This window comes from Phenylobacterium glaciei (assembly GCF_016772415.1).
Classification (GTDB): Bacteria; Pseudomonadota; Alphaproteobacteria; order Caulobacterales; family Caulobacteraceae; genus Phenylobacterium; species Phenylobacterium glaciei.
In genome coordinates this window covers 1,302,927-1,315,521 of the sequence record NZ_JAGSGD010000001.1, presented here as the reverse complement: position 1 = coordinate 1,315,521, position 12,595 = coordinate 1,302,927, and the positions used below count along the sequence as shown (strand labels likewise).

Genomic DNA, 12,595 nt, shown 5'->3' with positions numbered 1-12,595 from the left:
GTCAGCCGCCTCGTTTCAGGGTTTCGCGGGCGATCACCACCTGCTGGATCTGGCTGGTGCCCTCATAGATCCGGAAGATGCGCACGTCGCGGTAGAAGCGCTCGATCCCGTAGTCGGCGACATAGCCCGCGCCGCCGAAGATCTGCACCGCGCGGTCGGCGACCCGGCCCACCATCTCCGAGGCGAAGTACTTGGCGGCGGCGGCCTCCATGGTGACGCTTTGCCCGGCGTCGCGCTTGCGGGCGGTCTCCATGACCATGGCCTTGGCCACCAGGGTCTCGGTCTTGCAGTCGGCGATCATGCCCTGGATCAGCTGGAAGGCGGCGATCGGCTGGCCAAACTGCTTGCGCTCATTGGCGTAGCCCACGCAGTCGGTGAGCAGCCGCTCGGCCACGCCCACGCACACCGCCGAGATGTGCAGGCGGCCACGGTCGAGGACCTGCATAGCCACCTTGAACCCCTCGCCTTCCCGGCCCAGGCGGTTGGCGACGGGCACCCGGACATTGTCGAAGTTCACGTCGCAGATGTGGGCGCCCTGCTGGCCCATTTTCTTCTCGGGCTTGCCCACAGTGAGGCCTGGCAGGTTGCGCTCCACCAGGAAGGCCGAGACCCCGCCCGCGCCGGCCTTCGCAGCATCGGTCCGGGTCATGACCGTGAAGAGGTCGGCCTTGTTGGCGTTGGTGATGTAGCGCTTGGAGCCGTTCAGCACGTAGTGGTCGCCGTCCAGCACCGCCCGGGTCTGGACCGCCGCGGAGTCCGACCCCGCCTCCGGCTCGGTGAGCGCGAAGGAGGTGATGATGTCGCCCGAGGCGATGCCGGGCAGGTACTTGGCCTTCTGCTCCTCGGTGCCGAACATCACCAGGCCCTGGCTGCCGATGCCGACATTGGTGCCGAAGGTGGAGCGGAAGGCCGGGCTGGTGCGACCCAGCTCCACGGCCACCAGGCACTCGTCCTCCATGGAGAGATCGAGCCCCCCGTACTCAGCGGGGATGGAGAGGCCAAACAGGCCCAGCTCCTTCATCTCGGCCACCAGCTCCGGTGGCATGGCGTCCTCCTCGGAGACCTTGGCCTCCAGCGGGCGCAGGCGTTCGGAGACGAAGCGGCGGACCGTGTCGATCAGCTGTTCGCGGGTTTCCAGGTCGAGGGCCATGATGTCTCTCTCGGCTCTATTTGCAGGTGATCTTGTCATCGGGGATCTCGGCGATCTTCGACAGGGTGACGGCGATGACGGGGTCGGGCCACATCTCGTAGTTCGTGCCGGCGCCGGGCACCGCGCAGACCTGGGCCATGCGCTTGGCGAGCTTGCCCTCGCGGATGGCGGTGATCTCGGCCAGGTAGCCGACCGCGTGCGGCCGGCCGTTCCAGATCTTCAGGTAGGACTGCTTCTTGGCCGCCGAGCCGTCGACGGCGAAGGCGACCTTGCCGGGCGCGAGGAGCTTATAGGTATCGGGCGTGCCGTCGGGCAGGGCCATGTCCACATGGCCGGTCTCCACAGCCACCAGAACCGGCTTGTCGCCGGCGATGTCGAGGGTGGCGCGCTGGCCCGACATGACCTGGACGCTCTCCCCCACCAGCTTGGTGTGGGGATCGAAGCCCACGGCGATCAGGGCCTCCACCAGGCTGCCCGGCCGTTTCGGCGCGCCGGCGGCAGGACCACCAGCCAGCGGAGGCGCGGTGGCGGGCGCGGTCTTGACCGGGGCGTCCTGGGCGAAGGCCGGGCCTGCCAGGGCCAGGACGGCCAGGAGGATCAGCGGGCGGATCATGCCTTGGCGAGCGCCAGGGCCGAACCTTGGCCGACGCCGACGCACATGGTGGCCAGGGCGCGGTCGCCACCGCTCATGTGCAGGGACCGGGCGGCGGTCAGCGCAAGGCGGGCGCCCGAGGCGCCCAGCGGGTGGCCGATGGCGATGGCGCCGCCGTGGGCGTTCACATGCTCGGCGTCGTCGGCCAGTCCCCAGGCGCGGGTGCAGGCCAGGGCCTGGGCGGCGAAGGCCTCGTTCAGCTCGATGACGTTGAAGTCGCGCGGCGTGATGCCCAGGCGGGCGCAGAGCTTCTCCACCGCCGGGACCGGGCCGACGCCCATGATGCGCGGCGCGACGCCGCCGGAGGCGCCGCCCTCGATGCGGGCCAGCGGCTCAAGGCCCAGCTTCTGGACCATCTCGGCCGAGGCCAGCAGCAGGGCCGCGGCGCCGTCATTGACGCCGGAAGCGTTGCCGGCAGTCACCGTGCCGCCCTCGCGGACGATGGGCTTCAGGCCCTGCAGGGCCGCCAGGGTGGTGTCGGGGCGCGGGTGCTCGTCCTCGGAAACGACGATGTCGCCCTTGCGGTCCTTGAGGGTCAGGGGCGCGATCTCGCCGTCGAAGAAACCCTTGGCGCGGGCGGCGCCGACGCGGGCCTGGCTGCGCTGGGCGAAGGCGTCCTGGTCCTCGCGGTTGATCTGGTAGTCGGTGGCGACGTTCTCGGCCGTCTCCGGCATGGCGTCGACGCCGTAGTCCTTCTTCATCTGCGGGTTCACGAAGCGCCAGCCGATGGTGGTGTCGTACATCTCCGGGGTGCGCGAGAAGGCGCTGTCGGGCTTGGCCATCACGAAAGGCGCGCGGCTCATGCTCTCCACGCCGCCGGCGATGATCAGGTCAGCCTCGCCCGCGGCGATGGTGCGCGCGCCGGCGATCACCGCATCCAGGCCCGAGGCGCAGAGGCGGTTGACGGTGAGGCCCGGCACGCTGGACGGCAGGCCCGCCAGCAGCAGGGCCATGCGGGCGACATTGCGGTTATCCTCGCCGGCCTGGTTGACGTTGCCGTAGATCACCTCGTCCACCTGCTCCCAGTCGAGCTTGGGATAGGCGGCCATCAGGGCCTTGAGCGGATGGGCGGCGAGGTCGTCGGCGCGGACCTTGGAGAGGGCGCCGGCGTAACGACCGATCGGGCTGCGCAGGCCTCCACACAGATAGACAGTCCGGCCTTGCATGATCTCTCTCCGCCACTTAGGTCGCCTTGCGGCGTCGCCACTTACAGGCGGCAAACTAGTGTTTGGATCGGCGGCGGGCAAACGCTTCCGGCGGGGTGAGGCGACATCATGGACGGCACGGAAACCGAGACCAATCCCTGGGTGCATGCCGTGGTGAGCGAGGGCGATTGGGCCGGCTGGTCGATGTACGGCAACGACCCCTTCGAGGACCACGCCGGGCCCTTCTACTACCGCATCGCCGACGATGGCCGACCGCTCTGCGCCATGCGCCCCGAGCGCAAGCACATGAACGGCGGCGGCTTCATGCACGGCGGGGCGCTGATGACCTTCGCCGACTACTGCCTGTTCGTGATCGCCCGCGACGCCCTGGCCGACAGCCGCAGCGTGACCGCCACCTTCAACAGCGAGTTCGTCGGCGCGGTGCAGGAAGGCGCGCTGCTGGAGTGCCGCGGCGAGGTGGTGAAGGCCGGCCGCAGCATGGTGTTCGTGCGCGGCCTGATGACCGTCGAGGGCGACGCGGTGCTGAGCTTCTCCGCCGTGCTGAAGAAGACCGCCCCGAGAGCCAAGTGACCTACACCCTCTCGGTCCTCGACCTGTCGCCGGTGAGCGGTGACAACACCCAGGCCCAGGCGGTGCGCGAAAGCCTGGAGGTGGCCAAGGCCGCCGAGCGGCTGGGCTATCACCGCTTCTGGGTGGCCGAGCATCACAACATCGGCGGGCTGGGCTCGCCGGCCCCGGAGATCCTGATCGCCGCGGCCAGCCAGATCACCTCGACCATCCGCCTGGGCTCGGGTGGGGTGATGCTGGTGAACTATTCGCCGCTCAAGGTGGCCGAGGTGTTCATGGAGCTGGAAGCGCTCGCCCCTGGCCGCATCGACCTCGGCGTCGGCCGCGCCCTGGGAACCGACCAGCGGACCGGTGGCGCCCTGAGGTCTTCGGGCTCGGAAGCCTTCCCGCAATATTTCGCCCTGCTCTGCGCCTGGCTGCTGGACGCCTCGGGGACCGAGCCGATCACCGACGCCCATCCGGCCCGGGAGATCCACGCCAATCCCAAGGGGCCGTCGCACCCCGATCCGTTCCTGCTCTGCACCTCGGTGGACAGCGCGCTGTTCGCGGCCCAGGCCGGGGTGGGCATGGTGTTCGCCGAGTTCATCGCCCGCGCCGACGGCGGCCCGGCGGTGGCTGCCTACAAGGGCAATTTCCGGCCGTCGGTCTTCCGATCCGAACCGCTGGCGGGGATCGCCACCATCGCGCTGGCGGCCGAGACCGCCGAGGAGGCAGAGCGGCTGGCCGCGCCGATGCGGGCCGGGAACCTGGCCACCCTGGACGGCGGGCGGCGGCGGTTCACCTCCATCCCCGAGGCCCAGGCCTTCCTGGCCGAGCATGCCGATGATCCCAGGCTGGCGGGCGTCATGGCGCGCTCCATCGTCGGTGACGCGGCCACCGTGAAGGCGCGGCTCGACAGCAAGGCCGCGAGCACCGGCGCCGACGAGGTGTTCGTGATGGCTGTGGGCCCGGACCTGGAGAGCCGGATCCGGTCGCTGGAACTGATCAAGCAGGCTTAGTGGTGGTGATCCATCTCGGCGGGCTTGGCGGGCGCCTCCGCCATGCGCGCCTCAATCCGGGCCAAGCCGAACACAGAGCGCCAGCCCTTCTTGTCGCCGCCTGAGGCCAGGCGCCAGGGAGCTTCCTTCTCGGGCAGGGGCTTGCCGTCCACCTGGTCGGCGAGGATCACCACATCGTCGTGGAAGTCCTTGTCCAGTTCGGCCAGGGCGTAGACCGCCTGAAAGCCGTCCTTGCCGGTCATGACCACATAGGCCCGCAGCGGATCGCCGTGCAGCTTGGGGCCCACCGGCAGGCCGCCGGCCCGTAGGACATAGGTGAGGACGGGCCCCTCATAGGTCTTGGCGCCGCCTTCCAGGGTGACCTTCACCTCGGCGCGGGGCAGGTCGGCGAGGTCGGCGGGCGTCAGGACCTTGGTCTTGCCGTCGGTCGCCACCACCGTCAGCGACTGGGCGAAGGCCGCGACGGGGGCGACCGCCAGGGCCAGGGCGAGGACGAGGGCCCTCACTGGCCGAACAGTTCGCGGGGCATGGCGCCCACCACGGCGGCGGTCATGCAGGTGGCCAGGAAGCCGGCGACGAGCGCTTTCCAGACCATGCCGATGATCTCGTTGCGGCGCTCGGGCATCAGGACCCCCATGCCCGAGACGGTGATCCCCACCGAGCCGACATTGGCGAAGCCGCAGAGGGCGTAGGTCATGATCATGCGGGTGCGCTCGGTCATCTCGCCGGCCGGGACCGCGCCCAGCTGGATGAAGGCGATGAATTCCGTCAGCATCAGCTTCACCCCCAGCAGGTAGCCGGCCTTGAAGGCCTCGTCCCAGTGGATGCCCAGGGTCCAGGCCAGGGGCGCGAACACCACGCCCAGGATGCGCTCGATGGTGAGCGGCGCGCCCATCACGTCAGGGAAGATCGAGAGCATCCCGTTGCCGATGGCCACCAGGGCCACGAAGACGATCAGGATGGCCGAGATGTTCAGCACCACGGTGAGGCCGTCCATCGTGCCCTTGGAGATGGCGTCGATCGCACTGTCATACTTCAGGAGAGAATTGTAATCCGCGTAGAAGCCGCCCTGGCCCGGCTTCTCCGGCACCATGATGCGGGCCAGCAGGACGCCGGCCGGGGCCGAGATGATCGAGGCCACCAGGACGTGGGCCGCGGCGTTGGGCAGCACCGCCTTCAAGATGGTGGCGTAGGCGACCATGGTGGAGCCGGCCACGGTAGCCAGGCCCACCACGATCATCAGGAACAGCTCCGAGCGGGTCAACTTGTCCAGGAAGGCGCGGATGACGATGGGGCTCTCGATCATGCCCAGGAAGATGTTGGCGGCCACGGCCAGGGCCGAGGCGCCGCCCAGGCCCATGGTCTTCTGGAAGACGAAGCCGAAGCCCCGGGTGATCCACTTGAGGATCTGCCAGTGCCACAGCAGGGCCGACAGGGCCGAGATCACCAGGATCAGCGGCAGCACCTGGAAGGCGAAGACAAACAGGCCGCCGGGGTTGGTGACGGCGTAGGGCTGGGCCCCGCCGCCCATGTAGCCGAACACGAACTGGGTGCCCTGGGCCGTCGCCGCGGCCAGGCCGTCGACGCCGTTGTTCAGGGCCTGGATGAACCCTTGCGCGCCGGGCAGGCCGAAGAGCAGCAGCACGAGGGCGACCTGGACGAAGAGGGCCCCCAGGGCCAGCTTCCAGGGGAAGCGCTTGCGGTCCTCCGACATGGCCCAGCAGACGGCGAGGGTCAGGGCGATGCCGACCAGGCTCTGGGCGTTTTCGGGACGGAACATGCGGCATTGACCCCTGGCGCGGGGGACTCATTCCCCGCTGGGCCAATTGAGGGGAAGGCCGGGGCGGAGGCAACTGCGTGGTGGTCGCGGATGGAAGAAAAGGGCGCCATGCTCGGGTTGACATCAATTGAATTGTACACAATATGCTTTTGTACAAACACACACGGAGACGACCCCCATGCCCGCCCTCTATTCCACCCAAGCCCGCGCCGTCGGCGGCCGCGCCGGCCATGTCGAGACCCCTGACGGCCTGCTGTCGGTGGACCTGGCCCTGCCCAAGGAGATGGGCGGCAAGGGCGGGGCGACCAACCCTGAGCAGCTGTTCGCGGCCGGCTACGCCGCCTGTTTCGAGAACGCCGTGCGGTTCCTCGCCGGCCAGCAGAAGATCGGCCTGACCGGCGCTGCGGTCACCAGCACCGTCGAGCTGCATCCGCGCGCCGAGGGCGGCTTCCGCCTGGGCGTGGCCCTGGACGTGGAGACCCAAGGCCTTGACCCGCAAGCCGCCGAGGCCCTGGTGGCCCAGGCGCACGAGGTCTGCCCCTATTCGAATGCGGTTCGCGGCAATGTCGATGTTGCGATAACCGTAAGGGCGCAATGAGTCCCAAGACCACCAAGACCGCGCCAGCCCAACGAACGCCGACAAGTGACCGTCGGGGTGTCGCGCAACAACTGCGTCTGGAGAACCAGCTCTGCTTCGCCCTCTATGCGGCGAGCGGGCTGGTGACCCGGGCCTACCGGCCGCTGCTGGAGCCGCTGGGCCTGACCTATCCCCAGTACCTGGCCATGATGGCCCTGTGGGAAAAGGCCCCGCGCACGGTGAGCGACCTGGGTGAGGCCCTGGGTCTGGACTCCGGCACGCTTACCCCGCTGCTGAAGCGGATGGAGGCGGCGGGACTCGTCACCCGCACCCGCGACCGAGCCGACGAACGCCGCGTGCAGATCACGCTCACCGACCAGGGCCACGCGCTACAGGAGCAGGCGGCCGGCGTGCCCTTTGCCCTGGCCTGCGCGCTGGACTTGCCGGGCGAGGAGATCGTGGGCCTGCGCACCGCCCTGCAGGACATGGCGCGGAAGCTGCGCGGGGTGGAGGGGTAGGGACGCCTTCCCGCCCTGCGGGGCGCCCCTGACCGTCATCCTCGGGCTTGTCCCGAGGATCCATAGACTCCGTGGCGCAGAGAGGGTCTCGGCGGAGACGTTCGCGCCGCCTGCGGAGAGGCGGAGATCATGGATCCTCGGGACAAGCCCGAGGATGACGATCTTGGTGGAATGGGTGACGCCCCGGCCTGCGCCTACGTGCACCAAGATGCAACCAAGGCGCGCGCCGCCGCACCTTACCGCAACCCCTCCCCTCCGCGAGACAGACGGCCATCGCCGGGACGCGCCCGGCCGCCACGGAGAGCCCCCATGTTCCGATCCGCACTGCTCGCCGGCGCCCTGCTGGCCGCCGCCCCCTTCGCCGCCCAAGCCTATGAGATGCCCCTGCGGGCCAACGACTTCGGTCCGGGGGAGCTGGGCGCCACCTTTGTCCACACCACCGGCATCCAGGCGCAGGGCAAGGACATCGGCGTCACCCGCCAGGACGGCGAAGGCCATTGGTCGCGCCAGAACCCGGCGGGCGCCGACAAGACCGTCCTGGCCAACTGGGTGGTCTATGGCAAGCCGGTCTACGCCATGGCCTCGGGCACGGTGGTGGGTTGCTGGCGAAACGCTCCGGAGAATGTGCCGGGCAGCTACCTGGCGGAGTACCAGGCCGATAAGATCCCCGGCGCCGGCAACCACCTGTGGATTCGCCAGGACGACGGGGTCTACGCCCTCTACGCCCACATGCAGCCGGGCAGCGTCCCGGCCAGCCTGTGCCCCAACAACGCGATCCTGCTCACCGACACCAGCGACGTGAAGGGCGGCCCGGCCATGCGCAAGGAGGCCGTCGTGGTGCGCGGCGCGCGGATCACCGTCGGCCAGAAGATCGGAAAGATCGGCAACGCCGGGGCCTCCGGCGGCGGGCCGCACCTGCACGTGCACATGGAGAAGGACGGCAAGCCGGTCCCCATGACCTTCGACCGCGGCCTGACCACGCCGAACGTCGGCGCTCAGTCGAACCTCAACGGCCCCTGGACGCCGCTGAAGGGCAAGATCCTGCCCGAGGCCGACATCCTGTTCTGGCCGCCGCATATCGTTGGCGACTACACCTTCAACGGCATTCCGGCCGCCAACTACCAGCGGCTGGTGGAGCACATGGCCGACAGCGGCATGATGCCCAAGACCATCAGCTGCGCGGGGAACGGGGCGACCTACAGCTCGCAGTGGGTTCCGGCCGTCGGGCAGTGGGGCTCGCACCACGGGATGAGCGCCACCGAGCTGGCGGCCAAGGACAAGCTCTATGTGGGCCAGGGCTACAAGAGGACCTCGACCTACACCTGCGGCGGCGTGAATGTGGCGGTCTGGCGCAAGTAGGACTTGCGCGAGGGCTCGCCCGGCTGACAGATTGTGGAGGTGGGCGGCGCCCATCTCCACAACATCCGGGACTTTGAGCCATGACGCCTTTCCAAGGTGCGCGCGAGGTTGCGCGTTCGGCCGTGCGCGACACCTTCGAGGTCGGCGGCCAGCAGGTGACCCTGAGCGGGGTCGGCCCGCCGCTGCTGATCCTGTCGGGACCCGGGGTGGCCTTCAGCCGGATGCCCAGGCTGTTCGCGCCATGGGAGGGCGCCTTCACCCTTGTCCACTGGGACCAGCCGGGGGCGGCGCTGAGCGCGGGTCCGGTGAGCCTGGGGCGGCTGGTGGCCGACGGGCTGGGGGTGGTCGAGGCCGTGCGGTCGCGGCTCGGCGTCACCAAGGTGGCGGTGCTGGGGATTTCCGGCGGGTCGGTGGTGGGGCTCTCGATGGCCGCGGCGCGCCCGGACCTGATCAGCGTCTATGCCGGGACCGGGCAGTTCGTGGACTGGGCCGCCCAAGACGCCCTGAGCTACCAGATGGTGCTGGCGGCGGCGAGGTCAGCCAGAGATGGGGCCGCCGTGGCCGAGCTCGAAGGGATCGGGCCGCCGCCCTATGCCGACGCCGCGACCGAGGCGATCAAGTCCAAATATGCCGGGGCGCTGACGCCGGCTGAGCAGGCGGTGTTCGCCGACCCCTCGGTGATGGCGCCGCCGGAGGGGGCCCCGGTTGTGGATCAGAGGGCCCTGGCGATGGCGGCCTATGGGGCGGTGCGGGGCGAGCTGATGGCGTTCAAGGCCCGCGATCTGGGACCGATCGCGACGCCGGTGGTGTTCCTGCTGGGGACGCTGGACGCCTATTCGGTGAGCTCGGAGGTGGAGGCCTATGCCCGCGAGGTCGGAGCGACCTACGTGCCGGTCGCGGGCGGCGGACACTCGGCGATGTTCATGGTCGCGGAGATGCTGGGGCTGCTCGTGGAGCATGTGCGGCCGTCGGCCTGACGGGTTCCCCCAAAAAGCCCCAGGGGGACAATGGAGCGACGCCACACGCGGGGTCAGGCCTTGGCGGCCACCGACCTCAGTTGCGGCACTTCTTCAGGTCGACGCCGAAGACCACGCCGCCGCGCGCCGCGCCGTCCACGGAATCCAGGGTCACCAGGGCGTCTTGAGACCCGCCGTTGGACCTCAGGTCGAGCGCAGCGGTCATGTTGAGGGCGGCGGCCTCGCCGCAGCCGGCGCGCTTCATCAGGCCCGCGCCGAGGTTCTCGCTGAAGACGAAGTCGCCATCGTAGCCGCCGCGGACGCCGCGGTGGAAATTGCGACCCCGACCTTGGCGGCCGACCCCATAGTCGACGCTCAGCAGGGCGCTCTGCCCCACGTCCAGGTGGGCGAAACCGCGGTAGTCCATCCGGAACACCCCCAGGGAGTAGCCGGCGGGCAGGTTGAGCGGGATTTGCACGACGCAGTTGGTGTGCGCCGACCCCGCCATGGCCTGGGCGCCTGAGGCGGTGAAGTTGTCGAAGAGCACGCTGATCGAGGTTCCGTCGGGCGAGTTCTGGACACTGTAGGACCCGCCGCCGCAATTGGCCTCGGTGACCTCGGCCGCGAGACCGCGGGCCTTGTAGGACCCGATGATGGGATCATCGACATCCGACAGCGGAGACTTGGCCTGGGCGCTCGCGGCCGCAGACAGGGCCAGGGCGAGCAGGGGAAGGGCGGCCGACCAGCGCATGTGAAGACTCCGTGTTTGCGGAAAGGGGCCGCGGTGGCCCCGCCGTTTCAGCACACCGGCTTGGAACGGCGGGGCGCTGTGCAAAGCGTCGGAGCGTGACGGCGCCGGGTTCCCCGCGGTCCGCCACGCTCCTGTCCTAGGCTTGTCGGCCTAGCAGCGACGCCAGTTGAGGCGATAGACGATGGCGGCGTTCACGTCCTGGGAGTCGACGGTCGCCATGGCTTCGGCGTTGTTGACGGTGTTGACCCGCATGCTGGAATTGGTGCGCAGGTTGACGTCCGCGCCGCAGGCCGACCAGACCGAGCTCTGCACAGTGAGCTCGTTGTTGATCAGGTAGTCGGAGTCGAGCGCGCCGTAGAAGGTGCGGCGGAACGCCGGGCCGCGGCCGCCGGCGAAGAAGTATTCGACATTGAACTGCGAGGAGGCCCGCGGCGGCAGCCGGTTGAAGCCGCGGTAGTCGACCGAGAGGACCGACACGCTGTAGCCCTCGGGCACGAAGACCGGGATGGCGACGTTGCAGCTCTTGCGGTCGAAGGACCGGCCAGTCGTGCCGCCCGCCGACACCTGGTAATCGTCGAAGATCAGGCTGAGGGACCTGTTGTCGGGGCTGAGGGTGGCCGAGACGCTGCCGGACGGACAGCCGGAGCCGCCATAGCCGGGCGTACCCAGGGCGATATCGTTTTGCGCGCTCGCGCTGCCGGCCACGGCCAGGGCGCCGATGGCGACCAGGCCCATAATCTTGGCTTTCATTGTCTGACTCTCCGCTCTTTCCTGGCCGAGGTCGGCCCGATGAAGCAGGGATATCGGCGGCCCCCTAACTGTGATCTGAGGGAAGCTGTCAGTCGCGGTTCAGGTTCGGCGACGAACGGCATGCCGGGGGGCGGCCCCGAGGATGCGCCATCGGAATGGCCTCAAGGGGCCGCGATGGCCTTGATGGCGCCGTGCGCGGTGTCGGCGTGCAGTTCGCCGATAAAGCTGTAGACCCCCGGCGTCAGCGGACCGACCACGAAGCTCACCCGTCCCTTCGGCGTGACATCCTTTTCGATGCCAAGGTCGAGGCTGTCGAACTCCTCGCTGGCGGCGTCGAGGTTGATCAGCTCGATCCTGACCGGCTGACCGGCCGGAATCTCGACGGACTGCGGCGTGAAGCGATGGTCCTTGAGCGTCAAGGTCACCACCGGCAGCTCAGGGGCGGCTTGTGCGGCGACCCCGACGGCGAACAGGGCGGCCGTCAGGGCGGCAAGCTTGAGACGCATTTCGAAACTCCGAGACCTGGTGTTGGCGCGTCGATGCAATTGACAATCGTTCGCATTATAATCATACGACTGATTATCATGTGCAAGGGGGTTTTAAATGGTCGCTCGGTGTGGCGTCGCGGTCCTGGCGACGGCGATGATGTGGGCGTGGTCGAGCGGTGCGGTGGCCGCGCCCGGCCTGTCCAACAAGGTCTACGCGCCCTACCTGAAAAAGGGCGTCACCGAGGTCGAACTTCGCGCCGGCCGCCTCACCGGTGGACCTTTGGACGGTGAGCAGGCGGCGATCGTCGAGGTGGAATACGGCGTGAACGACCGGCTCAGCCTCGCGGTCCTGGGCGAGTTCGAACAGCATGCCGGCGAGGCCAGGAAGCTGGACGCCTTCGCCATCGAGGGGGTGGCCTATCTCGGCCAGGTTCCGGGGCTCGGGATCGATGTCGGCGCCTATCTTGAATACGAGCAGCGCATCCACAACGAGTCAGGTGTCGCGGAGGCCAAGCTGCTGCTCGCCAAACGATCCGGCAGCTTCGAAGGCCTGCTGAACCTGATCGCCAGCCGGCCATTGTCCGACCGGCCGGGAGAGCATGACACCGAATTTGGCTATGCCGCCCAGGCGACATGGGCCGTCACTGACACCGTGCGGCTCGGCGGTCAGGCGTTCGGTGATCTGGGGACCGATCGCGCCTTCGGCGGCCGTCAGGCCCACTACCTGGGCCCCGTCGCCCAATGGGAGCTTCATCCCCGTTGGTTGCGGGGCGGCGAGCTTGAGTTTGAAGCGGCCTATCTGCTCCCTGCCGGGACAGCCAGGGCCGAGAGTGACGGCCAGGTTCGACTGGTGGTCGAGTACGAGCGGCATTTCTGACGCTCT

At 68.9% G+C, this 12,595-nt stretch carries 15 protein-coding genes; 7 read left to right on the top strand and 8 right to left on the bottom strand.

Annotation, left to right across the window (positions count from 1 at the left end; all coding sequences use genetic code 11):
- Position 1: 1 nt before the first annotated feature.
- Genes JKL49_RS06340 through pcaF form a run of 3 tightly spaced genes read right to left on the bottom strand, consistent with a single transcriptional unit; the run spans position 2 to position 2,968 of the window.
- Entirely contained in the window at positions 2–1,150 is a 1,149-nt protein-coding gene (locus tag JKL49_RS06340; RefSeq protein WP_215339085.1) for an acyl-CoA dehydrogenase family protein, read from the bottom strand.
- Positions 1,151–1,166: 16 nt separating this feature from the next.
- The gene (locus tag JKL49_RS06335) at positions 1,167–1,763 is read right to left on the bottom strand and encodes a hypothetical protein (protein ID WP_215339084.1); all 597 of its coding nucleotides are present in this window, start codon (positions 1,761–1,763) and stop codon (positions 1,167–1,169) included.
- A complete protein-coding gene (pcaF, locus tag JKL49_RS06330; protein ID WP_215339083.1) occupies positions 1,760–2,968 on the bottom strand; it encodes a 3-oxoadipyl-CoA thiolase in 1,209 nt (402 codons plus the stop codon). The genes JKL49_RS06335 and pcaF overlap by 4 nt, the downstream gene beginning before the upstream one ends.
- Before the next feature lie 108 nt (positions 2,969–3,076).
- On the opposite strand from pcaF, the gene JKL49_RS06325 reads away from it, so the two are divergent.
- On the top strand, positions 3,077–3,538 hold the full coding sequence (locus tag JKL49_RS06325; RefSeq protein WP_215339082.1) for a PaaI family thioesterase: 462 nt from the start codon (positions 3,077–3,079) through the stop codon (positions 3,536–3,538).
- A complete protein-coding gene (locus JKL49_RS06320; protein ID WP_215339081.1) occupies positions 3,535–4,533 on the top strand; it encodes an MsnO8 family LLM class oxidoreductase in 999 nt (332 codons plus the stop codon). The genes JKL49_RS06325 and JKL49_RS06320 overlap by 4 nt, the downstream gene beginning before the upstream one ends.
- Here JKL49_RS06320 and JKL49_RS20950 read toward each other — a convergent pair.
- A complete protein-coding gene (locus tag JKL49_RS20950; protein WP_215339080.1) occupies positions 4,530–5,039 on the bottom strand; it encodes a molybdopterin-binding protein in 510 nt (169 codons plus the stop codon). The genes JKL49_RS06320 and JKL49_RS20950 overlap by 4 nt on opposite strands.
- Positions 5,036–6,313: a NupC/NupG family nucleoside CNT transporter gene (locus tag JKL49_RS06310; RefSeq protein WP_215339079.1), complete on the bottom strand. Its 1,278-nt coding sequence runs from the start codon at positions 6,311–6,313 to the stop codon at positions 5,036–5,038. Before JKL49_RS06310 ends, JKL49_RS20950 begins: the two co-directional genes overlap by 4 nt.
- 178 nt (positions 6,314–6,491) lie before the next feature.
- On the opposite strand from JKL49_RS06310, the gene JKL49_RS06305 reads away from it, so the two are divergent.
- From JKL49_RS06305 to JKL49_RS06290, 4 genes are all read left to right on the top strand, one after another.
- Entirely contained in the window at positions 6,492–6,911 is a 420-nt protein-coding gene (locus JKL49_RS06305) for an organic hydroperoxide resistance protein (RefSeq protein ID WP_215339077.1), read from the top strand.
- A complete protein-coding gene (locus JKL49_RS06300) occupies positions 6,908–7,408 on the top strand; it encodes a MarR family winged helix-turn-helix transcriptional regulator (protein WP_215339075.1) in 501 nt (166 codons plus the stop codon). The genes JKL49_RS06305 and JKL49_RS06300 overlap by 4 nt, the downstream gene beginning before the upstream one ends.
- A gap of 309 nt (positions 7,409–7,717) precedes the next feature.
- On the top strand, positions 7,718–8,767 hold the full coding sequence (locus JKL49_RS06295; protein ID WP_215339073.1) for a M23 family metallopeptidase: 1,050 nt from the start codon (positions 7,718–7,720) through the stop codon (positions 8,765–8,767).
- An 80-nt stretch (positions 8,768–8,847) separates the two neighbouring features.
- A complete protein-coding gene (locus tag JKL49_RS06290) occupies positions 8,848–9,744 on the top strand; it encodes an alpha/beta fold hydrolase (RefSeq protein WP_215339071.1) in 897 nt (298 codons plus the stop codon).
- Between the two features lie 76 nt (positions 9,745–9,820).
- Here the strand turns inward: JKL49_RS06290 and JKL49_RS06285 are convergent, their stop codons facing one another.
- From JKL49_RS06285 to JKL49_RS06275, 3 genes are all read right to left on the bottom strand, one after another.
- Entirely contained in the window at positions 9,821–10,474 is a 654-nt protein-coding gene (locus JKL49_RS06285; protein WP_215339069.1) for a DUF4360 domain-containing protein, read from the bottom strand.
- A gap of 150 nt (positions 10,475–10,624) precedes the next feature.
- Positions 10,625–11,224 carry a DUF4360 domain-containing protein gene (locus JKL49_RS06280; RefSeq protein WP_215339067.1) on the bottom strand — a complete coding sequence of 200 codons (600 nt, stop codon included), beginning with the start codon at positions 11,222–11,224 and terminating at the stop codon, positions 10,625–10,627.
- A gap of 161 nt (positions 11,225–11,385) precedes the next feature.
- The gene (locus JKL49_RS06275) at positions 11,386–11,730 is read right to left on the bottom strand and encodes a cupredoxin domain-containing protein (protein ID WP_215339065.1); all 345 of its coding nucleotides are present in this window, start codon (positions 11,728–11,730) and stop codon (positions 11,386–11,388) included.
- Between the two features lie 97 nt (positions 11,731–11,827).
- On the opposite strand from JKL49_RS06275, the gene JKL49_RS06270 reads away from it, so the two are divergent.
- Positions 11,828–12,589 (top strand): hypothetical protein, encoded by a 762-nt coding sequence (locus JKL49_RS06270; protein ID WP_215339063.1) that lies wholly within the window; start codon positions 11,828–11,830, stop codon positions 12,587–12,589.
- Positions 12,590–12,595 lie beyond the last annotated feature (6 nt).